Origin of the sequence: Paenibacillus luteus, assembly GCF_006542765.1 — a bacterium.
Lineage (GTDB): Bacteria > Bacillota > Bacilli > Paenibacillales > Paenibacillaceae > Pristimantibacillus > Pristimantibacillus luteus.
Window position 1 is genome coordinate 44251 of record NZ_SKCD01000028.1, and the last position, 22990, is coordinate 67240.

Sequence of the window (22990 nt, forward strand, 5' to 3'; positions counted from 1 at the left end):
AGTGCCAATCAAAAAGTACAAACCGACATCTCCAGCTCGTCGTAACATGTCCGTTTCGACATTCGAAGAGATCACGACAAGCACACCGGAGAAATCGTTGCTTGCGCCGCTTTTCAAAAAAGCTGGTCGTAACAACCAAGGTAAAATTACGGTTCGTCACCACGGCGGCGGACACAAACGTAAATACCGTATTGTTGACTTCAAACGTACAAAAGATGGTATCGTTGGTAACGTTGCGACGATCGAATACGATCCGAACCGTTCATCCAATATCGCTTTGCTTCACTACGCTGATGGTGAAAAAGCATATATCATTGCTCCAAAAGGTTTGAAAGTTGGGGATAAAGTAACATCTGGCGTTGGTTCTGACATTAAAATAGGTAACGCGTTGCCACTTGTCAACATCCCAGTAGGTACAATTATCCACAATATCGAATTGAAACCAGGCAAAGGCGGACAACTTGTTCGTGCGGCTGGTACTAGTGCTCAACTTCTTGGTAAAGAAGAAAACTACGTATCCATTCGTTTGACTTCTGGTGAAGTTCGTCGCATTCTGAACACTTGCCGTGCAACAATCGGTTCTGTTGGTAACGAAGATCACGAACTCGTGAAAATCGGTAAAGCCGGCCGTAACCGTTGGCTCGGAAACCGTCCAACTGTACGTGGTGTTGTCATGAACCCTAACGATCACCCACACGGTGGTGGTGAAGGCCGTGCTCCAATCGGACGTAAATCTCCGTTGTCACCATGGGGTAAACCAACTCTTGGTTACAAAACACGCAAGAAGAAAAAAGCATCGAGCCAATACATTATTCGTCGTCGCACGAAATAATAGCTGCTTGATAAAAACCGCGTGATACGAAAGTGTCGCTACCGCTTATTGAAGGGAGGAACACAAATGGGTCGCAGTTTGAAGAAAGGTCCGTTTATTGACGGTTACCTACTGAAAAAAGTCGAGGTATTGAACGAGACTGAGAAAAAAGTCGTTATCAAAACCTGGTCCCGCCGCTCGACCATTTTCCCACAATTCATTGGTCACACGTTTGCGGTATATGATGGACGCAAGCACGTGCCTGTATATGTAACGGAAGATATGGTTGGACACAAGCTTGGTGAATTTGCACCAACTCGTACGTATAAAGGCCATGCCGGTGAAGACAAAAAAACGGGCAGACGTTAATTTGCCCTTAAATATTTTTACTGAACGAGAGGAGGTTCCTACATGCCAGAAGCTAAAGCGCACGCTAAATTCATCCGTATTGCTCCTCGTAAAGCACAGCTTGTTGCGGATTTGATTCGCGGTAAACAAGTTGGCGAAGCAATCGCGATTTTGCGTCACACGCCTAAGTCTGCATCCCCAATTTTGGAGAAGCTGCTGAACTCTGCCATTGCTAACGCTGAGCATAACTATCAGCTTGACGTAAACAAATTGTTTATCTCGCAAGCCTTCGTTAACCAAGGGCCAACGATGAAACGTTTCCGTCCTCGTGCGATGGGTCGCGCAAGCCGGATCAATAAAAGAACCAGCCACATTACCTTGGTGGTATCTGAAAAATAAGGAGGGATTACGTGTGGGTCAAAAGGTAAATCCAATAGGCTTCCGGGTCGGAGTTATCCGTGATTGGGAATCCAAATGGTTCGCGGGCAAAGATTTCGGCGATCTTCTTATGGAAGACGTTAGAATCCGTGAATACTTGAAAAACAAGCTGAAAGACGCAGCAGTTTCTCACATCGAGATCGAACGTGCAGCTAACCGCGTGAACGTTACGATTCAAACTGCTAAACCGGGTATGGTTATCGGTAAAGGCGGCTCCGAGGTTGAAAACCTACGTACTGAGCTTGGTAAAATCACTAAGGGCAAAAAAGTACACATCAACATCTCTGAAATCAAACATGCTGATCTTGACGCTATTCTTGTAGCTGAAAGCATCGCACAACAACTTGAGCGTCGTGTATCTTTCCGTCGCGCATTGAAGCAAGCAATTCAACGCTCCATGCGTTCAGGTGCTAAAGGGATCAAAACTGCTGTTAGCGGTCGTCTCGGTGGCGCGGAAATCGCACGTTCGGAAGGCTATAGCGAAGGAACAGTACCTCTTCATACAATACGCGCTGATATCGATTACGGCACGGCTGAAGCGGCTACAACATACGGCCTAATTGGCGTGAAAGTATGGATCTATCGCGGCGAAGTCCTTCCGGTTAAGAAGAAAGCTCCCCAGGAAGGAGGCAACTAATCATGTTGGTACCTAAACGTGTCAAACACCGCAAACAACAACGCGGTCATATGAAGGGTCGCGCTAAAGGCGGCACTACAGTAGCATTCGGCGAATTTGGTCTTCAAGCTCTTGAGCCTTCATGGATCACTAACCGTCAGATCGAAGCGGCTCGTATTGCAATGACTCGCTACATCAAACGTGGTGGTAAAGTTTGGATCAAAATTTTCCCTGCAAAACCAATTACTCAAAAGCCTCTTGAAGTGCGTATGGGTAGTGGTAAAGGTAACGTTGAGAAATGGGTAGCCGTAGTTAAACCAGGTAAAATCCTGTTTGAACTTGCTGGTGTATCCGAAGAAACCGCTCGTGAAGCGATGCGTCTTGCGGCTCATAAATTGCCAATCAAGACTAAATTCGTGAAACGTGAAGAAGTGGGTGGTGAAGCAAATGAAAGCTAGTGAATTTAGAAACCTAACCTCTGCTGAGCTTGAACAACAGGTCGCTGGTTTTAAAGAAGAGCTTTTCAATCTTCGTTTCCAACTGGCTACTGGCCAATTGGATAACCCGACTCGGATCCGTGATGTGCGTAAAGGAATCGCTCGTGCTAAAACGATTTTGCGTGAAAGAGAACTCGGCATTAGCAGCTAGTCAATACCCTTACATGATTGCATAAACACGGCTGGAGGAAGGAGGAAGAACACATGAGCGATCGCAATGCCCGTAAAGTTCTAATTGGCAAAGTGGTAAGCGACAAGATGGACAAAACAATCGTAGTTGCTATTGAGACTTACAAAAAACACGATTTGTACCATAAACGCATTAAAGTAACGAAAAAATTTAAAGCGCACGATGAGAATGGCCAAGCGAAGATTGGCGACATCGTGAAAATCATGGAGACTCGTCCGCTATCGAAAGACAAACGCTTCAGACTTGTAGAAGTTGTTGAAGTTGCTGTCGTTATCTAATGAGCGTATGAAGTGTCTGAGCATTTTTCCGGAAGGAGGACGTTGAAATGATTCAACCATTTTCGCGCTTAGCAGTTGCTGACAACTCCGGCGCAAAACAATTGATGTGTATCCGTGTACTTGGCGGGACGGGACGTCGCGTTGGTCACATCGGCGATTTGATCGTTTGCTCAGTAAAACAAGCAACACCAGGCGGCGTTGTCAAAAAGGGTGACGTTGTAAAAGCGGTTATCGTTCGTACAAAGCGTTCGGTTCGTCGTAAAGACGGTTCTTACATCGCATTTGACGAAAACGCAGCAGTTATCGTTAAAGAAGATAAAAGCCCACGTGGTACTCGTATCTTTGGACCTGTTGCCCGTGAACTTCGCGATAAAGATTTCATGAAAATCGTATCGCTAGCACCAGAAGTAATCTAACAACCTATATAAGCTTGAAAGCACAAGCGTGCAGGAGGTGTAACTCATGCCAAGGCTGAAAAAAGTACTCGAATCCCATAACAATAAATTGCACGTGAAAAAAGACGACACGGTTATCGTCATTACCGGTAAAGACAAAGGTAAGAAGGGCCGCGTTATCGCTGCGTACCCGCGTGAAAACCGCGTACTCGTAGAAGGTGTTAACACTGTTAAGAAACATACTCGTCCATCGCAAGCTAATCCACAGGGCGGTATTATCGAACAAGAAGCGCCAATTCACGTATCAAACGTTATGCATATCGATCCGAAAAGCGGTAAAGTAACACGTATCGGATACAAAGTGCTAGACAACGGCAAGAAAGTCCGGATCGCGAAACGTTCTGGAGAAGTAATCGACTAATCGTTACGGTAGGAAAGGAGGTCCATGATCAATGGCAGCAAGATTGAAAGGTCGTTTCTTAAACGAAATAACTCCTGCTCTTATGCAGAAGTTCAACTATACGTCTGTTATGCAAGTGCCGAAAATTGAGAAGGTAGTTATCAACATGGGGGTAGGCGAAGCGGTTTCCAATTCGAAAATCCTTGATGTAGCAGTTGAAGAACTACGTATCATTTCCGGTCAAAAACCAGTCGTTACTCGTGCGAAGAAGTCTATTGCAGGCTTTAAACTTCGTGAGAACATGCCAATCGGGGTTAAAGTTACATTGCGCGGCGAGCGCATGTACCATTTCCTTGACAAATTGTTCAACATTTCTCTTCCGCGTGTACGTGACTTCCGCGGTGTATCGAACAAAGCTTTCGACGGCCGTGGTAACTATACGCTTGGCTTGAAAGAGCAATTGATATTCCCAGAGATCGAGTACGACAAAGTCGATAAAGTGCGCGGTATGGACATCGTCATCGTCACGACGGCAAAAACGGACGAAGAATCTCGTGAACTGCTGACCCAAATGGGCATGCCGTTTACGAAGTAATCCACTTTTAGGAGGTGTAATACCCAGTGGCAAAAACTTCGATGAAAGTGAAGCAACAACGCACACCGAAATTTAAAGTGCGTGCATATACGCGCTGTGAGCGTTGCGGCCGTCCGCATTCTGTTTTGCAAAAGTTTAAAATTTGCCGGATTTGTTTCCGTGAGTTAGCACATAAGGGCCAGATTCCTGGCGTTAAAAAAGCAAGCTGGTAATCAGCCTAGTTTGGGAAGGAGGTTAACACAATGGTTATGTCTGATCCGGTTGCAGATATGTTGACGCGCATTCGCAATGCGAACGTGGTTCGTCACGAAACCGTGGAAATGCCCGCTTCGAAAATGAAGAAGCAAATCGCTGAGATTTTGAAGCGCGAGGGTTTTATCCGCGACGCTGAATATATCGAAGACAACAAACAAGGGATTATCCGTATTTTCTTGAAATACGGCCCTAACCAAGAGCGCGTTATTACTGGCTTGAAACGTATTTCGAAACCAGGCCTTCGCGTTTATACACAATCAACTGAAATCCCCCGTGTACTCGGTGGACTTGGAATTGCAATTATTTCCACTTCCAAAGGGATTATGACTGATAAAGAAGCTCGCCAAGTTAAATCTGGCGGCGAAGTAGTTTGCTACGTTTGGTAAGTAACAAGTCACAAAGATAGGAGGTGTAACAATGTCCCGTATTGGTCGCAAACCAATCCAAGTGCCTAACGGCGTAACAATCAACTTGGACAACACAGTTATTACTGTAAAAGGACCGAAAGGAACACTTTCGCGCGAAATTCACAAAGAAATGAAAGTGAATGTAACGGAAACTGAAATCCTAGTAGAACGTCCTTCCGATAATAAATTGCATCGCTCGTTGCACGGTACTACTCGCAGCATCATCGCTAACATGGTGAGCGGCGTTACAGAAGGCTTCTCCAAAAACTTGGAGCTAGTCGGCGTAGGTTACCGTGCAAGCAAAACTGGTGACAAAATCACACTTAACGTTGGTTACTCTCACCCAGTTGAGATCACTCCAGATAGCGGCATCGAGTTCGACGTGCCTGCGAACACTAAGATTACTGTTCGCGGTATCGATAAAGAGCTTGTTGGCGCAACTGCAGCGAAAATTCGTTCCGTACGTGAACCAGAACCGTATAAAGGTAAAGGTATCAAGTATGAAGGCGAACGTATCATCCGTAAAGAAGGTAAAGCTGGTAAGAAAAAATAAGCAAACGGTCCGTTTGCTTAAGATAGCGTCTTAAGGCTGAAAGAAAGGAGTGAACTTTGTATGATTACGAAAGGCGACAAAAACAAGGCTCGTCTGAAAAGACACCTTCGTGTTCGTAAAAAAATTAACGGTACAGTTGCACGTCCGCGTCTATCTGTATTCCGTTCCTCCAAGCATATTTATGCTCAATTGATCGACGATGTTTCAGGCGTAACAATCGTTTCTGCATCCACACAGGATAAAGAATTGGCTGAAGCAATTGGCAACGGTGGCAACATCGATGCAGCGAGCAAAGTCGGAGAATTGATTGCGAAACGCGCTCAAGCTAAGGGTGTATCCCAAGTAGTATTTGATCGCGGCGGTTACTTGTATCACGGCAGAATTCAGGCACTTGCTACAGCAGCTCGCGAAGCTGGCCTAGAATTCTAATCGACTTTATTTATAAGGAGGTTAAACGACTTGCGTGTAGATCCAAATACGTTAGAACTGACTGAAAAAGTTGTTAATATCAATCGCGTATCTAAAGTTGTAAAAGGCGGACGCCGTTTCAGCTTTAGTGCACTTGTAGTAGTCGGCGACGGTAAAGGCTACGTTGGCGCAGGGATCGGTAAAGCAGGCGAAGTACCTGATGCAATCCGCAAAGGTATCGAAGATGCTAAGAAAAACCTGATCCATGTTCCAATCGTTGGCACGACTATCCCTCACCTTGTTCTCGGACATTTCGGCGCAGGTGAAGTTCTTCTGAAGCCAGCTTCCGAAGGTACTGGCGTTATCGCTGGCGGCCCGGTTCGTGCGGTTCTCGAACTTGCTGGTGTCGGCGACATCTTGACGAAATCGCTAGGTTCTTCGAACTCCATGAATATGGTTAACGCAACGCTTGAAGGTCTTTCCCGTCTTAAACGCGTGGAAGAAGTTGCAAAGCTACGTGGAAAAACAGTCGAAGAGCTGTTACGCTAAGGAGGGAAATAAGATGGCAAAATTGCAAATCACCCTCGTTCGCAGTTTAATCGGTCGCAACGAGAAACAACGTGCAACGGTTGAATCTTTCGGTCTAAAGAAGATTCGTCAGGCAGTTGTTTTGAACGACAGCCCAGCTGTCCGCGGCATGGTTAACACTGTTAGTCACTTGGTAAAAGTAGAAGAAGTACAAGAATAGACTGTAGTTCCAAGAAATAAATAAGGAGGTGCACGAACGATGAAATTGCATGAGCTAGCACCAGCACCGGGCTCAACCCAAGCGCCAAAGCGCAAAGGTCGCGGTATCGGTTCCGGTAACGGTAAAACGGCCGGTAAAGGTCACAAAGGTCAAAACGCTCGTTCCGGCGGCGGCGTTCGTCCTGGTTTCGAGGGCGGACAAAATCCTTTGTATCGTCGAGTGCCGAAACGTGGATTTAATAACCCGTTCCGCAAAGAGTACGCGATTGTCAACATTGAAGAACTAAATGCGTTTGCAGCAGGAACTGAAGTCACTCCAGAAGTTCTCATCGAGACTGGGATCGTAAAGAACCCGCTCGCAGGAATTAAAATTTTGGGTAATGGTGAAGTTAGCGTTACACTTACTGTAAAAGCAAACAAGTTCTCTCAATCTGCGGTAGAGAAAATCCAGGCTGCCGGCGGTAAAACCGAGGTGATCTAATTGTTCAAGACCGTGTCCAACATTTGGAAAGTGGCGGATCTTCGTACAAGGATCCTCTTCACCCTTTTCATCCTATTGATTTACCGTATCGGCTCTTTCATCCCGGTACCCGATGTAAACAAAGATGTGTTCAAGCAGGTTGATGCAGCCGGTGCGGATCTGTTCGGCTTGCTTAACACGTTTTCCGGCGGTGCTTTGTTCCAGTTCTCTATCTTCGCAATCGGAATTACGCCATACATTACAGCGTCGATTATCGTACAGCTGTTATCGATGGACGTTATTCCTAAATTTGCGGAGTGGGCAAAGGAAGGCGAGAACGGTAAACGTAAACTCGCACAAATCACTCGTTACGGTACGATTGGCCTCGGTTTGATCCAAGGTTTTGCAACAGCAATCGGCTTTAACCGTCAATACGGCTATGAAATGATTGTTGGCGCAACTTTCGTCGATTACTTGCTTATTGCCATCATCTTGACTGCAGGTACTGCATTCCTGATGTGGCTTGGTGAGCAAATTACGGAAAAAGGAATTGGAAATGGTATTTCCATTCTTATCTTTGCAGCAATTGCAGCTGGTATTCCTGGACACGTTCGTACGATCATCGAAACGAAGTTCGTAGGTGCCCAAGATCAACTGTTCTTGAACATCATCAGTATGGTGCTGGTTCTGATTGCGATTATCGCGATCATCGTCGGTGTTATATTCGTACAACAAGGTATTCGTAAAATTCCGGTTCAATATGCTAAACGTGTAGTTGGACGGAAAATGTACGGTGGACAATCGACACACATTCCGATGAAAGTGAACGGCGCAGGCGTTATTCCGGTCATTTTCGCGGTTTCACTTATCATGTTCCCGATTACGATTGCTCAGTTCTGGGCTACCCAGCCTTGGGCAAACTGGATCATTAAAAATATGAGCTATGACCAGCCGCTAGGTATGGTATTGTACGTATTGTTAATCATCGGGTTTACCTTCTTCTACACTTTCGTACAGATTAATCCGGTTCAAATGGCTGATCAAATGAAGAAAAACGGTGGATATATTCCTGGTATTCGCCCAGGCAAGCCAACATCAGCATACCTAACACGCGTTATGTCGCGTATTACGTTGAGTGGTGCGATCTTCCTGGCGGTTATCTCAGTCATTCCGGTATTCTTCGGGTCACTTGCTGGATTACCTAAGTCAGTGCAGCTAGGCGGCACTTCATTGCTAATCGTTATCGGTGTTGCACTGGATACGATGAAACAAATTGAGAGCCAGTTGATCAAACGCCATTACAAAGGGTTTATCAATAAATAACAATAGGTTCTGACCGGGCTTCCGCGATCGTCAATCAGCGTTCCGCGGCAGCCCGCCCGAGCCTATTGTGCTTAAAGCGAGGAACTCAGCATGAACATTTTATTCATGGGCCCTCCGGGAGCCGGTAAAGGTACGCAAGCTGAACGGATCGTAGAAGAGTTCGGTATTCCCCATATTTCCACTGGTGATGCATTCCGCCTCGCTATGAAACAAGGAACCGCGCTTGGAATCAAAGCGAAAGAGTATGTCGACCAAGGCTTGCTCGTTCCCGATGAGATCACGAACGGTATTGTTAAGGAAAGACTAGAACTTGATGATTGCAAAAATGGTTTCTTGCTCGACGGGTTTCCACGCACATTGCAGCAAGCTGAAGCACTGGATGTTATGCTTGCCGAGCTCGGTCGCAGTATTGACCATGTTGTTAATTTAAAGGTTGACCGCAGTTTGCTGCTTGCCCGTTTGACGGGTAGACGCATATCGAAAACGACTGGTACGACTTATCATGTAATCTTTAATCCCCCTAAGGTCGAAGGTATTTGCGACAAAGACGGCGGAGAATTGTATCAACGTTCCGATGATACAGAGGAAAAGGTAGGCACTCGTCTGGATGAGTATTCTTCCAAGACAGCCCCTCTACTCGATTACTACAGTGCTAAAGGACTCCTTCGCGAAGTCGACGGCGAGAAGGACATTGATGTTGTAACATCAGACATCATTTCCTGCTTGCGAGGTTCATTGTAATGATTATCTGCAAATCCGAATCGGAGCTGCGATATATGAGGGAAGCTGGTCGCATTGTTGCGGAAACGCATCGATTGATGGCGGAAGCTGTGAAACCAGGCATCACTACTCGTGAGCTTGACCAAATCGCTGAAACGTTCATTAAGAGTCAAAATGCGATTCCTTCCTTCAAAGGTTACAATGGTTTCCCCTCCAGCATTTGCGCTTCTGTAAATGATGAACTGGTGCACGGCTTCCCTGGGTCACGCAAGTTGAACGAAGGCGACATTATTAGTATCGATATCGGTGCGCAGTATGAAGGCTATCATGGCGACTCGGCTTGGACCTATGCGGTTGGAGCTGTAACGCCTGAGGTTCAAAGGCTGCTGGATGTAACGGAAGCATCGCTTTATGCGGGGCTAGCGCTCATCAAACCGGATATTAGACTCTATACAATCTCGCACGCTATTCAGAAGGTAATTGAAGATGCAGGATTCTCCGTAGTAAGGGAATACGTAGGGCACGGAATCGGCGCGGACCTCCATGAGGAACCACAAATACCGAACTACGGCATACCTGACCGCGGCCCGCGTCTGAAGACCGGAATGGTGCTTGCAATCGAACCAATGGTTAATATCGGTGAACGATATGTCCGTACGCTAGAAGACAATTGGACGGTTGTAACGGAAGACAGTTCATGGTGTGCTCATTTTGAGCATACAGTAGCTGTTACAGAGGACGGCTTTGAAATATTGACCATTTTGCCGCAGCAGCCGGAGGTTTGACGATGGATGCTCGTCCCCAGATTGGTCAGTTCGTCAAAGTACTTCGCGGTAAAGATGAGGATAGCTTTGCGGTTATTCTTGCGATCGTCGACGAGCGATTCGTCATGATTGCGGATGGCAACAAACGCCGATTCGATGGGCCGAAGAAAAAGAACGTTCTACATCTCGAGTTACAGTCTGCAATTAGTCCGGAGGTTTCAAGCAGCATGCATGAAACCGGCAGGGTGACCAACGCAAAGTTACGTTATGCAATTCAGAAGTTTGTAAATGCGAAAGGAGAATGACGGTTGGCTAAGGAAGACATCATTGAGGTCGAAGGTACGGTCATAGAGCCGTTGCCGAATGCCACGTTCAAGGTGGAGCTGGAGAACGGTCATCAAATTCTCGCACATGTTTCCGGTAAGCTCAGAATGCACTTTATTCGCATCCTGACAGGAGACAAGGTGGTTATACAGTTATCGCCTTATGATTTATCAAAAGGGCGCATCACCTATCGTAAGTAAGCTGAAATAGCGGCTTGGTTGCGAAAGATTCGGGAGGTAATCACAATGAAGGTTAGACCTTCGGTAAAGCCGATCTGCGAAAAATGCAAAGTCATTCGTCGCAAAGGCAACGTAATGGTGATTTGTGAAAATCCGAAACACAAACAAAAACAAGGATAGAAGGAGGGGAATATAGCCTATGGCACGTATAGCTGGTGTAGACTTGCCGCGTGACAAACGCGTCGAAATCGCCCTGACATACATTTTCGGTATCGGCAAAACAACGTCGCAAAAACTTTTGAAAACAGCTGAAGTTAGCTTCGATACTCGCGTTCGTGACTTGACAGAAGACGAACTTGCTCGCCTTCGCGAAGCAATCGACAAATCTGTTAAAGTAGAAGGCGACTTGCGTCGTGAAATTTCGCTTAACATTAAGCGTCTGACTGAAATCGGATGCTACCGTGGTCTTCGTCACCGTCGTGGCTTGCCAGTTCGCGGTCAACGTACGAAAACGAATGCACGTACTCGTAAAGGTCCTCGTCGGACTGTAGCTAACAAGAAGAAATAAGAAGGGAGGATAATGGACAATGGCTAAACCAAAAAAAGTCGTTCGTACGAAACGTCGCGACCGGAAAAATATTGAGACTGGCGTTGCGCACATTCGCTCAACGTTCAACAATACGATCGTTACGATCACGGATCCGCACGGCAATGCAATTTCATGGGCAAGCTCTGGCAACATGGGCTTCAGAGGCTCACGTAAGAGCACGCCTTTCGCAGCTCAAATGGCTGCTGAAACTGCTGCGAAAGCAGCAATGGAACATGGCATGAGAACCGTAGAAGTGATGGTAAAAGGTCCAGGCGCTGGCCGTGAAGCTGCGATTCGTTCGCTTCAAGCTGCCGGGTTGGAAGTTAACCTCATTAAAGACGTAACACCAGTTCCTCACAACGGATGCCGTCCGCCGAAACGTCGTCGCGTATAGTTGGATCCGATGTGGTATCAAATAACAACAACTTGTGAATAATGGTTGTGAAGGTTTGGCATACTACAAGATTTGACTTAAAATAACGGTAAGGTAACGGAGCGACGTTTGAAGGAGGGTACTATTAGTGATTGAGATCGAAAAGCCGAAAATCGAAACCGTAGAACTGAACGATGAGGGAACTTACGGACGTTTCGTCGTCGAACCGCTTGAGCGCGGTTATGGCACGACGCTTGGAAATTCGCTTCGCCGAATTTTGTTGTCGTCGCTGCCAGGTGCAGCAGTAACCTCGGTTCAAATCGATGGAGTGCTTCACGAGTTCTCTACGGTTCCCGGAGTGATTGAGGATGTTACCGAAATCATTCTGAACCTGAAGGGCCTCTCGTTGAAAATCCACTCCGATGAAGAAAAGGTGTTGGAAATCGACGCGGATGGCGAAGGGAATATTACAGCGGGCGACATTCGAGCAGACAGCGATGTCGAGATTTTAAGCCCTGATCTTCACATCGCAACCTTGGCCTCCGGCGCGCGGCTCCATATGCGGGTATTTGCCAATCGGGGACGCGGTTACGTGCAAGCGGACCGCAACAAGAAAGACGAACAACCGATTGGTGTAATTCCCGTTGATTCGATCTACACGCCAATTACTCGTGTAAATTATAGCGTTGAAAATACGCGTGTTGGTCAAGTAACTAACTACGACAAGCTCACGCTTGAAGTATGGACTGACGGCAGTATCCGGCCTGAAGAGGCTGTAAGCCTTGGCGCTAAAATTTTGACTGAGCATTTGGACTTGTTCGTTGGATTAACCGATGAAGCCAAAGACGCTGAAATTATGGTTGAGAAGGAAGAAGATAAGAAAGAGAAAGTTCTGGAGATGACGATCGAAGAACTTGATCTTTCCGTCCGTTCTTACAACTGCTTGAAACGTGCGGGTATTAATACGGTTCAAGAGCTGATCACGAAATCCGAAGAGGACATGATGAAGGTTCGTAACCTCGGACGTAAATCCCTCGAGGAAGTTCAAGAGAAGCTCGAAGAATTGGGCCTTGGTCTTCGCATGGAAGAGTAGTAAACCAACAAGAATAGACAAAAGAGCAAGGGAGGGGAAAACAAGATGGCATATCAAAAATTAGGACGTGACGCTAGTGCACGGAAAGCTTTGTTCCGTGACCTCGTTACTGACTTGTTCCTTTATGAGCGTATTCAAACGACTGAAGCTAAAGCGAAAGAAGTTCGTTCTATCGCTGAGAAGCTGATCACTAAAGCTAAGAAAGGTGATCTTCATGCTCGTCGTCAAGTAGCTGCTTATGTTCGTCGCGAAACTGTGGACGGAGAAAAAGACGCTATTCAAAAGCTGTTCTCTGATCTAGCTCCTCGTTACTCAGAGCGTGCAGGCGGCTACACGCGTATTCTAAAACTAGGACCCCGTCGCGGCGATGCTGCGCCTATGGTTTACCTGGAATTGGTTGACCGCGCGTAGTAACAAGGTCATCGAAATCGTATAAGCTTGTCCACAGCGTTAAACCTTGTCCAAGCTTTATACGCGAGCGTAAACGGCTTATGCCTGCCTCTGGCGGTATAAGCACGCGAACGCGATGAGATATAAGCCATGTTTAGGCGTAAGCCTATACTTCTTATAACTTAGTGAAAAGGGTGGACCCTTGCGGCCACCTTTTTTTATTTGCTAAATCTAATGATTATTCAGGTTGAGGGTTCATTTCCGCCAGTAGTGCCTCTTACTAATTTCGTGCTGTTGCTTTGCATGCGTACAGCCATCTAGAAAGCCGTATAAGCGGTGGGAGAGATGACCGGCATAATTGGGCAGTACAAATCAATAGGGAGCGACAGATGTGCTTATTGAACGCCTGTGAGGTGTTGATAGGGCGAAGCTCTTAATGGTTCCCTATCATGGAATACAGGGAGCTTAGGAATCCCTTGATAAAAGGGGGATTAAGTTGAGGAATATATGCGTAAAGGTCAGCTATGACGGGTCAGGATTTAACGGCTTTCAAACGCAGCCATACGGCAGAACGGTTCAAGGCGAGATTGAGAAAGCCATCAAGAAGCTAACGGGAGAAACGACGATTATCATCGGCTCGGGACGAACGGATGCGGGAGTGCATGCACAGGGGCAAATGTTTAATTTCTATACGGAGTCCACGATTCCAACGGAGAGATGGGCCATTGCGCTTAACACGCGGCTGCCCAAGGACATTGTCATTATTGAAGCATTTGATGTGCCAGAGCATTTTCATGCGAGAAGATCCGCGAAGCGCAAAACGTATCGCTATACGATTGATACCGGCAAGTTTCCGGACGTGTTTGGTCGCCAGTACCGTTTTCATCACCCGACGCCACTTGATGTGGAGGCGATGCGTGAGGGCTTGCGCTTCCTTGTCGGAAAGCATGACTTTACCTCATTTACATCGATTCATTCCACCAAGCCTCATCATATTCGTACGATCTACGAGGCGGATTTTGTACAGGAAGGCCCGATCGTTCATATGTACGTGACAGGCAATGGTTTTCTGTACAATATGGTTCGTGTCATTATGGGAACTTTATTATGGGTTGGTGAAGGGAAGCTCGCTTCCTCAGAGATAGAAAACATTCTTGAGGGTCGAAATCGTTCGCATGCTGGTCCTACGGCAATGCCGCATGGTTTGATGCTGATAGATGTGGAATATTCCAGCGAAAATCAAGGATAAATCGCTATAAATCGCTTGCACTTAAGCATAGTTTATAGTAGAATATAACTTGTGCTTTCGAAGTGGCTAACCCACAGCCCCGACTGAGATCGTCACAAACTTGGCAATCAACATTGAATAAACAAACCAACGTTTACGTTGTTATAAAACGATTAATGTATGAAATTAAGGAGGATCATCCATGCGCACCACTTATATGGCTAAATCAACTGAAGTTGATCGTAAATGGTTCGTCGTCGATGCGGAAGGCAAAACGCTAGGCCGCTTGGCGAGTGAAGTTGCTGCCCTGATCCGCGGCAAACACAAACCGACATTTACGCCACATGTTGATACAGGCGATTTCGTTGTTGTTATCAACGCTGAAAAAATCCATCTGACAGGTAAGAAAATGTCAGATAAAATTTACTACCGTCACTCTATGTACTCCGGTGGCTTGAAAGCTACTCCGGCACAAGAGATGATTAAGAACAAGCCAGAGCGCGTAATCGAATTGGCTGTACACGGCATGTTGCCTAAGAATCGTCTTGGCGACAAAATGAAGCTTAAACTTAAAGTATACGCAGGTGCGGAACATCCACATCAAGCACAAAACCCTGAAGTTTACGAACTTCGCGGGTAATAAAGAGGAGGACAAGTTTCATGGCTCAAGTGCAATACTATGGAACCGGTCGTCGTAAACACTCTGTTGCACGTGTACGTCTTGTGCCGGGTGAAGGACGAATCATTATTAACAAACGCGACCTTAATGAATATTTCGGTCTAGAAACACTGAAGCTGATCGTAAAACAACCGCTTAACCTAACTGATACATTGTCGAAATACGATGTACTAGTTATTGCTAACGGCGGTGGTATGTCCGGTCAAGCAGGCGCTATCCGTCACGGTATTTCCCGTGCTCTGCTTAAAGCAGATCCAGAATTCCGTCCGGCTCTTAAGCGTGCTGGCTTCCTAACTCGTGATCCGCGTATGAAAGAGCGTAAAAAATACGGTCTTAAAGCGGCTCGTCGTGCTCCACAATTCTCGAAACGTTAATTCGTATCGGCAAAGTGCTTTCTCTGCAAGTCAGAGAAGGCACTTTTTTTGCGTTATGGACTCAAATAGCTCTCGCATGTCTATCTATTTTTCTAATTCAAAAAACTTTATTTCATTTTGGTGTAAACTTATATTGAACATTGCGTGAGCAGGACGTATAATTTTATTACAGACTAACTTACTAGGATTTAATAACGGAGGGCATATAAATGAACCTTTTTGAAAAAGAAGCGCTAATCAAGCAAAAGGAAGTAGAGCTTGAAAACGCGACACCGGAAGAAATTATTGCATTTGCCGTGGAAACTTTCCCTAAGATTACATTTGCGTGCAGCTTTGGCGCAGAAGATGTTGTTCTTGTAGACATGTTGCAAAAAATCAGCCCCAAAACGGATATCTTCTATCTGGACACGAATTTTCATTTTAAGGAAACGTATGAGACGCGTGACAAAATGGCAGAGCGCTACCCTGGTATTCCATTTGTTGAAGTAAAACCGGAGATGACTCCTGAAGAGCAAGCATCACAATTCGGCGAGGAGCTTTGGAAATCAGATGCCAATGCATGCTGCAATATTCGCAAAGTTAAGCCTCTGACTAATATTTTGTCCAAGTATGAAGCATGGATTACAGGCATTCGCCGTGACCAGGCAGCAACTCGGGCTAACTCCAAGAAAATTGAGTACGATACGAAGTTTGGACTCGTAAAATTCAATCCAATCGCCCACTGGACAACTGAAGATGTTTGGGATTATATTCGGGCAAACGATGTTGTTTACAATCCGCTGCATGACCAAAACTACCCAAGCATCGGCTGCGAGCAATGTACTCGGAAGGTTATGCCTGGCGAGGACCCTCGTGCAGGACGTTGGTCCGGCCAAGAAAAAACAGAATGTGGTTTGCATAAATAAGCAACTATATGAGGATACATCGCAAATGAGTCAAATTCTACCGCTTGTTAGCATACTGGATAACTAAATGAAGACATGTCCAAGCAGCCAGTAGGCTAATTCAAATGCATGCTAGGTTTGTCTCATAATCGACCACCTCGTCCCATATAAATGAAAGTGTGCATTAAGCTTGTTCAGAAGCTGAATGATGCCGCTTATTCATTTGATGGAGAACGGGGTGGTTTTTTTATGCGCCGAATCAGTCGGCATGTGGTCATTTGGTTAACGTATAAAGGGGCAATTCGGATCGGAATTGGTTTGCTTGTTATTGCTTTAACAGGTATTGTGCTTACACAGTCGATGCCAACGGAGAAAACTTGGTCCTATTGGACGCTTCCTTTGTCTGGAAAGACGATCGCGATTGATGCAGGACATGGCGGTGTGGATGGAGGAGCAGTCAGTAAGCAGGGAGTGATTGAGAAGGATTTAAATCTTGCAATCGCTCTTTATTTACGTGATTATTTGCAGCAGGCTGGTGCGATTGTCGTGATGACGAGGGAAGGAGATTATGATTTGGCCACCGGAGACGCAAGAGCCTACAGCAAGCGGAAGACCGAGGATTTAAAAAAACGTGTAGCGGTCATCAAACAAAGCAATCCGGCAGCCGTTATTAGCATCCACATGAACAGTATTCCGTCAGCTAAATGGTCGGGGGCGCAAACCTTTTTTCATCCGGGCAATCATCCCGAGAATCGTATTTTGGCCACGTTTATACAGGATGAAATGATTCGCAATTTGGAAAATACGACTCGCGTTGCCGCTACAGTCAAGGATATATATGTGCTTAAGGCCATCGAGAATATACCAACCGCGCTTGTAGAGGTCGGCTTTCTCTCCAATCCGGGGGAATCGCAGCGTTTGGCGGATGCAGAATATCAGCGTCAGGTAGCTGCATCGATCTATGAGGGCATACTGAGGTATACTTCAGGTGAAAAGCTGAGCGGCAGCGTGCTGCAGGAAGAAGTAAACATGAAGTGAATGATAAGTGAATGTAAAAGGTTAGCTGAGTAGTGTTTATGCCATCTACATGTTTAAACAATAATAATTAAATAGCAAGAACAGAGTGACTAAGGCAAAATAACGGGAACAAGGTACCAAGAGCAAAGTACCAAGAGCAAAGTACCAAGAGCAAAGTACCAAGAGCAAAGTACCAAGAGCAAAGTACCAAGAGCAAAGTAATGAGAGTGAGGTAACAAAGTAATAAGAACAAGATAGCACTTACGAAGTAACGAGACCAAAGCCAAGAGCAGCGTTAGATAAGAATGCTTGGCTCATTGGCTTAATGCGTTCGGTTGTACTGTGTTATAATGATTATTATCTAGCTCTGATTATATAAAGGTGGGACTCCGTATATGTTAACACGCGAGCAAGTCATAGAGGCCGTCGAGATTGTGACGGCACAGCATAAGGCGGATGAGATCTCCATCCGCGACGTCATGGTTCGGGACCGTCAAGTATCGATGACGGTCCTTGGGTCTGGCGCGGCAATACTGCCCGCGCTTGAAACCTCGCTTCGCGAGGCGCTGGCGCGCCTGGGCGCCGAAACCGTGCATTTCCGGTTTCGGTCCGAGGCAGCGCCTGCCGCGGGCGCAGGCGTGTCTACGCCGCCGCCTGCGGCTGCTAAAGCACCGGCCGCGGCTAGCGCTGGTGCCGGCAAAGCTGAGGGCACCGCGCCCGTTCAGGGCCACGGGGCCGGTCTCGCCCATGCGCTGCTGGACGCAGCCAGCGGCGTGCAGTTCATTGCCGTCGCCAGCGGCAAGGGCGGCGTCGGCAAATCGACGGTGACCGTCAATCTGGCGGTCGCCTTGGCACGCAAGGGCAAACGCGTCGGCATTATCGACGCTGATATCTACGGATTCAGCGTGCCCGATATGATGGGCATCGAGGAGCGGCCGGACGTCGTGAACGAACGTGTCATTCCAATCGAGAAATTTGGCGTCAAAGTCATGTCGATGGGCTTCTTTGTGGAAGACAACAGTCCAATCGTATGGCGCGGGCCGATGCTTGGCAAAATGCTGCGCAACTTCTTCCAGGAGATCGAATGGGGCGAGCTGGATTACCTGCTGCTTGACCTTCCTCCAGGAACGGGAGACGTGGCGCTTGACGTGCATCAGATTATTCCGCAAAGCAAGGAAATCATTGTGACTACGCCGCATGCAACGGCTGCTTTCGTTGCGGCCAGAGCAGGAGCAATGGCAATCAAGACGGAGCATGAAATTATCGGTGTGGTGGAAAATATGTCTTATTACGTGTCTACATCCACAGGCGAGAAGGAATATGTATTTGGTCGTGGAGGCGGCGCACGTCTAGCAGAGAACCTACATGCTGATCTGCTGGCGCAAATTCCGCTTGGCGCGCCGGACAACCATGTGTCTGAGCCGGATTTTGCCCCATCTGTGTATAAAGCGGATACGGAAACAGGCAAGCTGTACCTGGAATTGGCCGACAGCGTATTAAGAAAATGCGGCGGTTAATGCCAAACTTCTCCCATACAAAATAAAGCCCGAACACTTGTCTTTCGCAGCCAACGACTTAAATGGTTGCGACGGACAATCTATTCGGGCTTTTTGTTTAGCTTTAGAATGTGTTACATGCCAGAATCAGACTGATTGCCTTGGTCGCCGGAATCATCACCTTGGCTGTCATCAGATTGCTGATCATCGCCTCCGCCTTGTTCATCCTTTTTCTTATCGACCTTTTCATCCGGGTTAGGCTTAAGCTCTTCCTGGACGGCTTTTTTCATGAGGTCGAGCACTTCAAGCCGGAATAACGGATTTTGCATCGATTCTTGCATGAGAGACATGACTTCTTTACGATACTGCGTGCTTTGCAGCACCTCTAGAATCATTTTGTCCATTTCTGGATTTTTGAGTACCTTAATCAAATCCGCTTGATAGGAAGGGTCCTTAATCAGCTGTTTGTGAATATCCTTGTTCTGCTTGTTAACGGATTTTGCGAATTCTCCGGCAAATCGGGGATCGACCATCAGTTTCTTGATCACCTTATCGTATTGCGGAGAGATGAGAACATCCTTCACCGCCAAGCGAACTTCCTCTTGGTCCTGCACAGACAGCAGCCTTGAGGTCTGGGCCGAGTAACCCGAAATTTGTTGAGTTGACTCCTGCAGTGCCTTCTGAGCGTCCTCCGTCTTCAAAATGTCGATCACCATGGATTTCAAATCCTTGTAGCTTACTTGTTCATTGCCGCCAGACGATTCGGCACCACAGCCAGCAAGCATAAACATCATAGCTGAGATAACCGACAATAAAGCCCACCTCTTGCGCATTCTTTGCATGCTCCCTTCTATATCAGTGATGCTGTATTCCAAAGCACATATGCCAAACGTTCTATAAGTGATGGATCATAAGGTTATTATGCGCATTGTTCACCGTATTATCATGGACAATCGTTAGCTTTTTGTTGTGAACGTGGTAAAATAAAGGGTAATGCGGAAGCAAGTAATTGCCTTTAACGGAAAACGTCTTCATTAGGAGCATTTTTATGCCAGCAACTCAAGAACTGTGTAGGCCTTGAAATGCCATCCATCATAAACAATCAGGAGGATATGGAAAGTGAATTTGAAAAAATGGTTCTTTTTATTTTGGAGCGGTATGGTGGTTGGGGCGCTTGCATGCGTCATAACAGGGGCAATCATGGCATGGGTTGATCCGGAGTTTGGTTTTTTGGGCTTCAAAGCGGTTGGATTTAACGCATTAATGATGGCTTTGGTCGGACTTATGATCGGTGCCTTCAGCCAAATGGGCTTTTTTGCTTACTTAACCTTAAATTACATCGCGCTAAGCGTATTCGGCAAAAAATATCTATGGAATACGCTGCAAGGGTATACGACAGTATTCGCAGCAGCAGGACTTGGTTATTTGCTTTTTGAAACGCGTATGAATAACTGGTTTTTTTGGACACTTCCGTTGGTGCTGCTCGTCTTTTCCGCGATCGTTTCGTGGTTTAAGGTGAAGCAAACGAACAAAACGGCTTTTGTTCCAACCATGTTTCTAATGTTTGTCGTTACCTTTATTGAGGCTTGGCCAGCACTGCAAGGGGAAACGAACGTTTCTGCTATTGTCTTTATGATGGTCCCGCTGTTCGTTTGCAATGGGTACCAAATTATGATGATGCACCGTCTGGTCAGAAAAGAAACAACCGACTCCGCAGCGATAGCCGCAAAGCCGGTCCTATAACTTAGTATCCAAATTCGGCGGCATCAAGCTGTGGGAAGGTAGACGTAGTCTTATCTTGCACAGCTTTGCCGTCGATTTCTGTTTGAGTGATCAAATCGGTTACTGTAACGAAGTCATAGCCCTTCTCGCGAAGCTGGTCGATGACGGCTGGCAGTGCTTCATGAGTCTGTTTTACAGAATCGCTTGCATGGAATAAAATGATATCGCCGGGATGTGCTCTTGTAACGACACGGTTAATGATTTTGTCCGTACCAATATTCATCCAATCGAGGGAATCGGTATCCCACTGAATGACCTTGTATTGCAGCTCTTCCGCAATTTTTAGCACCCGCTTGTCAAAATCCCCGTTCGGCAGGCGAATCAACTTCGGTTGTTTTCCGGTCACGTCGGATAAAATGGTGTGAGCGGTCGTAATTTGTTTGCGTATTTCTTCGTCACTTAGCTTGCTGTAGTTGTCATGCTTGTGGCCGTGGCTTCCAATTTCAAAGCCGGCATCCTGAATTTTTTTGACGATCTCCGGATGCGATTGGCTCCAAGGGGAAGACAGGAAGAAGGTCGCCTGTTTGATGTTCTTCTCTTTCAATACATTTAGAATGGGCTCCGTCCGTTTGTCGCCCCAGCTAATGTCGAAGGTCAGGGCAACAACCTTCTTGTCCGTTGGTACGCTGTAAATGGCAGCTGGCTGCTGCGGAGCAAATACGGTGATGTTGTCGCGCTCGGCATAAATGATGCCAACCGAGAATACGACGGCGATGGCAATCAAAAAATACCTTTTCAGTTTACGGCCGTTCAGTACATAAAAAACGTTCATGAATTAAGGCACTCCTCTCTATTGTAAGCTTGTACAAAGATAAGAAAGTATAACTCCGACGTGTATACTTCACTTATCCTTTATCGCGAAACGAGCTTTGCCTTTAGGGGAGGCGGCAGTCATTTACGCTTGTAGTACAATCTATGCTCGTACAACAAAGATATTCATCTATCTTGCAAACTTATAGTTATCGGAGGGGAATACGATGTTCAAGTGGCGTTTAATCTGGGATCATTTCAAGCAGATGAATCCCTACATAGCATTTGGCACGATATTATTTTTTGCAGGAATGGTGATTGGGGGCATAAATCCTGCATTTCATGCTTTCTTAAATGAACAGATGAAAGGGCTCGAGCAGATCGCCAGCAAGATCGACGAATCCAGTAATCCGACATGGACGATGTTTGTTCTAATTTTTAAGAACAATCTGATTAAATCGATAGTCATCATGTATTTGGGAGCTTTTCTAGGTATAATTCCTGTTTTCTTCCTGGTGGTGAATGGCATGCTTATCGGATATTTACTTAAAGCGAGCGCAGAGCTGCATGGCGGAGGATTTGTATTCGAGCTTGTGCTCAAAGGATTGCTTCCACACGGCATTCTGGAAATACCGGCAATTATCATTGCAGGCGCTTACGGAATGAGATTCGGCGTGCTGATGCTGAAGGCCGGAAGGTCGTTTCTATTTGGCAGATCCCAAGAAGGCACCACAGGCTCTGAGCTCAAGCAATTTGTTATTCGAACCGTACCGGTCATGGTCATTCTAACGTTTACGCTCCTTATTGCTGCTGTAATAGAAAGTACAATTACATTATGGTTGGTTACGATGTAATAATTTTTCCAATATTTGAGCATAACAGTAAAGCAGTGTCGAAACGCATTTGCGTGAGACGTTGCTTTTTTGTTCGTTTTAGGATGGTCTAGTTGCGCTTTACATCTAAAGGGGGTCACTCACGGCTATGCTCGGAATACTATTCAACGATAAAGAATGCAAAGAACTCGACTACGTCCTTCGCAAGGAATTGGATGAAATGCTGCTCGACCTCAGCGACTCGCGCCTGGATGGCGATATTAAGCAAGCTATTACAAGAAGATACAAGATTATCTTCCGGATGTATGCCCGTATTGCTTCGCCTAAGGAGCTGTCGAGATACGCGCTAAATGCACGTTCTTATCGATAAATGCATGTTTTTAAAAAAAGTTTAAAAAAGGGGTTGCATTTAATTGGGCCCCTGTGATATATTATTTCTTGTCGCCGCGAGACACACGCGGATGACACGAAAGAGAACATTGTTCTTTGAAAACTGAACAACGAGTAATAACTGCCTCGCAAATCCTACGGGATAAGCGAAAAAGCGATAAAAAGTAATGAGCATTTCAAACACCAATTTGGAGAGTTTGATCCTGGCTCAGGACGAACGCTGGCGGCGTGCCTAATACATGCAAGTCGAGCGGAGTTGATAAGGTGCTTGCACCTTAGATACTTAGCGGCGGACGGGTGAGTAACACGTGGGTAACCTGCCTATAAGACTGGGATAACATTCGGAAACGAATGCTAATACCGGATACGCGATATGGTCGCATGACTGAATCGGGAAAGATGGA

General features: G+C 46.3%; 38 protein-coding genes and 1 rRNA gene. 37 read left to right on the forward strand and 2 right to left on the reverse strand.

Annotated features, from left to right (window positions below; genetic code table 11):
• Position 1: 1 nt before the first annotated feature.
• From rplB to E0496_RS21335, 33 genes are all read left to right on the forward strand, one after another.
• Entirely contained in the window at positions 2 to 832 is an 831-nt protein-coding gene (gene rplB, locus E0496_RS21175) for a 50S ribosomal protein L2 (RefSeq protein ID WP_141503806.1), read from the forward strand.
• Between the two features lie 66 nt (positions 833 to 898).
• Positions 899 to 1180, forward strand: a complete 282-nt coding sequence (rpsS, locus tag E0496_RS21180) for a 30S ribosomal protein S19 (RefSeq protein ID WP_056635975.1) — start codon at positions 899 to 901, stop codon at positions 1178 to 1180.
• Positions 1181 to 1222: 42 nt separating this feature from the next.
• Entirely contained in the window at positions 1223 to 1558 is a 336-nt protein-coding gene (rplV, locus tag E0496_RS21185) for a 50S ribosomal protein L22 (RefSeq protein ID WP_028609649.1), read from the forward strand.
• 13 nt (positions 1559 to 1571) lie between these two features.
• The gene (rpsC, locus tag E0496_RS21190; protein ID WP_141503807.1) at positions 1572 to 2234 is read left to right on the forward strand and encodes a 30S ribosomal protein S3; all 663 of its coding nucleotides are present in this window, start codon (positions 1572 to 1574) and stop codon (positions 2232 to 2234) included.
• Between the two features lie 2 nt (positions 2235 to 2236).
• Positions 2237 to 2671: a 50S ribosomal protein L16 gene (gene rplP, locus E0496_RS21195; RefSeq protein ID WP_028609647.1), complete on the forward strand. Its 435-nt coding sequence runs from the start codon at positions 2237 to 2239 to the stop codon at positions 2669 to 2671.
• Positions 2661 to 2861, forward strand: a complete 201-nt coding sequence (gene rpmC, locus E0496_RS21200) for a 50S ribosomal protein L29 (protein ID WP_053373905.1) — start codon at positions 2661 to 2663, stop codon at positions 2859 to 2861. The genes rplP and rpmC overlap by 11 nt, the downstream gene beginning before the upstream one ends.
• Positions 2862 to 2914: 53 nt before the next feature.
• Positions 2915 to 3178: a 30S ribosomal protein S17 gene (rpsQ, locus tag E0496_RS21205; protein WP_141503808.1), complete on the forward strand. Its 264-nt coding sequence runs from the start codon at positions 2915 to 2917 to the stop codon at positions 3176 to 3178.
• Between the two features lie 47 nt (positions 3179 to 3225).
• Positions 3226 to 3594, forward strand: a complete 369-nt coding sequence (rplN, locus tag E0496_RS21210; RefSeq protein ID WP_054025318.1) for a 50S ribosomal protein L14 — start codon at positions 3226 to 3228, stop codon at positions 3592 to 3594.
• 46 nt (positions 3595 to 3640) lie between these two features.
• Positions 3641 to 3994, forward strand: coding sequence for a 50S ribosomal protein L24 (gene rplX / locus E0496_RS21215; RefSeq protein ID WP_076271424.1), 354 nt, complete (start codon positions 3641 to 3643; stop codon positions 3992 to 3994).
• 31 nt (positions 3995 to 4025) lie between these two features.
• Entirely contained in the window at positions 4026 to 4568 is a 543-nt protein-coding gene (gene rplE, locus E0496_RS21220) for a 50S ribosomal protein L5 (protein WP_053373908.1), read from the forward strand.
• A gap of 26 nt (positions 4569 to 4594) precedes the next feature.
• Positions 4595 to 4780, forward strand: a complete 186-nt coding sequence (locus E0496_RS21225) for a type Z 30S ribosomal protein S14 (protein ID WP_037291562.1) — start codon at positions 4595 to 4597, stop codon at positions 4778 to 4780.
• Positions 4781 to 4810: 30 nt separating this feature from the next.
• Positions 4811 to 5209 (forward strand): 30S ribosomal protein S8, encoded by a 399-nt coding sequence (gene rpsH / locus E0496_RS21230; protein ID WP_053373909.1) that lies wholly within the window; start codon positions 4811 to 4813, stop codon positions 5207 to 5209.
• Between the two features lie 31 nt (positions 5210 to 5240).
• Positions 5241 to 5783, forward strand: a complete 543-nt coding sequence (gene rplF / locus E0496_RS21235; RefSeq protein WP_141503809.1) for a 50S ribosomal protein L6 — start codon at positions 5241 to 5243, stop codon at positions 5781 to 5783.
• 60 nt (positions 5784 to 5843) lie between these two features.
• Positions 5844 to 6212, forward strand: a complete 369-nt coding sequence (gene rplR / locus E0496_RS21240; protein WP_141503810.1) for a 50S ribosomal protein L18 — start codon at positions 5844 to 5846, stop codon at positions 6210 to 6212.
• 30 nt (positions 6213 to 6242) lie between these two features.
• Positions 6243 to 6740 carry a 30S ribosomal protein S5 gene (gene rpsE / locus E0496_RS21245; RefSeq protein WP_054025314.1) on the forward strand — a complete coding sequence of 166 codons (498 nt, stop codon included), beginning with the start codon at positions 6243 to 6245 and terminating at the stop codon, positions 6738 to 6740.
• A gap of 13 nt (positions 6741 to 6753) precedes the next feature.
• On the forward strand, positions 6754 to 6939 hold the full coding sequence (rpmD, locus tag E0496_RS21250) for a 50S ribosomal protein L30 (RefSeq protein WP_076271422.1): 186 nt from the start codon (positions 6754 to 6756) through the stop codon (positions 6937 to 6939).
• 39 nt (positions 6940 to 6978) lie between these two features.
• Positions 6979 to 7419 carry a 50S ribosomal protein L15 gene (gene rplO, locus E0496_RS21255; protein WP_053373914.1) on the forward strand — a complete coding sequence of 147 codons (441 nt, stop codon included), beginning with the start codon at positions 6979 to 6981 and terminating at the stop codon, positions 7417 to 7419.
• The gene (gene secY / locus E0496_RS21260; RefSeq protein ID WP_141503811.1) at positions 7420 to 8721 is read left to right on the forward strand and encodes a preprotein translocase subunit SecY; all 1302 of its coding nucleotides are present in this window, start codon (positions 7420 to 7422) and stop codon (positions 8719 to 8721) included.
• A 90-nt stretch (positions 8722 to 8811) separates the two neighbouring features.
• The gene (locus E0496_RS21265; RefSeq protein ID WP_141503812.1) at positions 8812 to 9462 is read left to right on the forward strand and encodes an adenylate kinase; all 651 of its coding nucleotides are present in this window, start codon (positions 8812 to 8814) and stop codon (positions 9460 to 9462) included.
• Positions 9462 to 10226, forward strand: a complete 765-nt coding sequence (gene map, locus E0496_RS21270) for a type I methionyl aminopeptidase (protein WP_141503813.1) — start codon at positions 9462 to 9464, stop codon at positions 10224 to 10226. The genes E0496_RS21265 and map overlap by 1 nt, the downstream gene beginning before the upstream one ends.
• Before the next feature lie 2 nt (positions 10227 to 10228).
• Entirely contained in the window at positions 10229 to 10510 is a 282-nt protein-coding gene (locus E0496_RS21275; RefSeq protein WP_141503814.1) for a KOW domain-containing RNA-binding protein, read from the forward strand.
• Between the two features lie 3 nt (positions 10511 to 10513).
• Positions 10514 to 10729: a translation initiation factor IF-1 gene (gene infA, locus E0496_RS21280; RefSeq protein ID WP_053373919.1), complete on the forward strand. Its 216-nt coding sequence runs from the start codon at positions 10514 to 10516 to the stop codon at positions 10727 to 10729.
• A 45-nt stretch (positions 10730 to 10774) separates the two neighbouring features.
• On the forward strand, positions 10775 to 10888 hold the full coding sequence (rpmJ, locus tag E0496_RS21285; RefSeq protein ID WP_003333770.1) for a 50S ribosomal protein L36: 114 nt from the start codon (positions 10775 to 10777) through the stop codon (positions 10886 to 10888).
• Between the two features lie 19 nt (positions 10889 to 10907).
• On the forward strand, positions 10908 to 11276 hold the full coding sequence (gene rpsM / locus E0496_RS21290; protein ID WP_141503815.1) for a 30S ribosomal protein S13: 369 nt from the start codon (positions 10908 to 10910) through the stop codon (positions 11274 to 11276).
• Positions 11277 to 11295: 19 nt separating this feature from the next.
• Positions 11296 to 11691: a 30S ribosomal protein S11 gene (gene rpsK / locus E0496_RS21295; protein WP_054025307.1), complete on the forward strand. Its 396-nt coding sequence runs from the start codon at positions 11296 to 11298 to the stop codon at positions 11689 to 11691.
• Between the two features lie 127 nt (positions 11692 to 11818).
• Complete coding sequence (locus E0496_RS21300; RefSeq protein WP_053373922.1) at positions 11819 to 12763, forward strand: DNA-directed RNA polymerase subunit alpha; 945 nt, start codon at positions 11819 to 11821, stop codon at positions 12761 to 12763.
• A 45-nt stretch (positions 12764 to 12808) separates the two neighbouring features.
• Positions 12809 to 13174: a 50S ribosomal protein L17 gene (gene rplQ, locus E0496_RS21305; RefSeq protein ID WP_141503816.1), complete on the forward strand. Its 366-nt coding sequence runs from the start codon at positions 12809 to 12811 to the stop codon at positions 13172 to 13174.
• Between the two features lie 475 nt (positions 13175 to 13649).
• Complete coding sequence (gene truA, locus E0496_RS21310) at positions 13650 to 14402, forward strand: tRNA pseudouridine(38-40) synthase TruA (RefSeq protein WP_141503817.1); 753 nt, start codon at positions 13650 to 13652, stop codon at positions 14400 to 14402.
• A 181-nt stretch (positions 14403 to 14583) separates the two neighbouring features.
• Positions 14584 to 15021: a 50S ribosomal protein L13 gene (gene rplM / locus E0496_RS21315; protein ID WP_053373925.1), complete on the forward strand. Its 438-nt coding sequence runs from the start codon at positions 14584 to 14586 to the stop codon at positions 15019 to 15021.
• A gap of 20 nt (positions 15022 to 15041) precedes the next feature.
• Positions 15042 to 15434, forward strand: coding sequence for a 30S ribosomal protein S9 (rpsI, locus tag E0496_RS21320; protein ID WP_056635921.1), 393 nt, complete (start codon positions 15042 to 15044; stop codon positions 15432 to 15434).
• Between the two features lie 209 nt (positions 15435 to 15643).
• Positions 15644 to 16339: a phosphoadenylyl-sulfate reductase gene (locus tag E0496_RS21325; protein WP_141503818.1), complete on the forward strand. Its 696-nt coding sequence runs from the start codon at positions 15644 to 15646 to the stop codon at positions 16337 to 16339.
• Positions 16340 to 16567: 228 nt separating this feature from the next.
• Positions 16568 to 17356 (forward strand): N-acetylmuramoyl-L-alanine amidase CwlD, encoded by a 789-nt coding sequence (cwlD, locus tag E0496_RS21330; RefSeq protein WP_141503819.1) that lies wholly within the window; start codon positions 16568 to 16570, stop codon positions 17354 to 17356.
• 374 nt (positions 17357 to 17730) lie between these two features.
• Complete coding sequence (locus E0496_RS21335; protein WP_141503820.1) at positions 17731 to 18852, forward strand: P-loop NTPase; 1122 nt, start codon at positions 17731 to 17733, stop codon at positions 18850 to 18852.
• Positions 18853 to 18965: 113 nt separating this feature from the next.
• Here E0496_RS21335 and gerD read toward each other — a convergent pair whose 3' ends face one another.
• Positions 18966 to 19664, reverse strand: a complete 699-nt coding sequence (gene gerD / locus E0496_RS21340; RefSeq protein WP_141503821.1) for a spore germination lipoprotein GerD — start codon at positions 19662 to 19664, stop codon at positions 18966 to 18968.
• 286 nt (positions 19665 to 19950) lie between these two features.
• On the opposite strand from gerD, the gene E0496_RS21345 reads away from it, so the two are divergent.
• On the forward strand, positions 19951 to 20574 hold the full coding sequence (locus E0496_RS21345; protein ID WP_241674917.1) for a KinB-signaling pathway activation protein: 624 nt from the start codon (positions 19951 to 19953) through the stop codon (positions 20572 to 20574).
• A gap of 1 nt (position 20575) precedes the next feature.
• Here E0496_RS21345 and pdaB read toward each other — a convergent pair whose 3' ends face one another.
• Entirely contained in the window at positions 20576 to 21385 is an 810-nt protein-coding gene (gene pdaB / locus E0496_RS21350) for a polysaccharide deacetylase family sporulation protein PdaB (protein WP_141503822.1), read from the reverse strand.
• Positions 21386 to 21590: 205 nt separating this feature from the next.
• Here pdaB and E0496_RS21355 point away from each other — a divergent pair, with 205 nt between their 5' ends.
• The 3 genes from E0496_RS21355 to E0496_RS21365 form a co-directional block, all read left to right on the forward strand.
• A complete protein-coding gene (locus tag E0496_RS21355) occupies positions 21591 to 22217 on the forward strand; it encodes a stage II sporulation protein M (RefSeq protein ID WP_141503823.1) in 627 nt (208 codons plus the stop codon).
• 127 nt (positions 22218 to 22344) lie between these two features.
• Complete coding sequence (locus E0496_RS21360; protein ID WP_076338936.1) at positions 22345 to 22566, forward strand: hypothetical protein; 222 nt, start codon at positions 22345 to 22347, stop codon at positions 22564 to 22566.
• A gap of 205 nt (positions 22567 to 22771) precedes the next feature.
• A 16S ribosomal RNA gene (locus E0496_RS21365) occupies positions 22772 to 22990 on the forward strand; the annotation flags it as partial.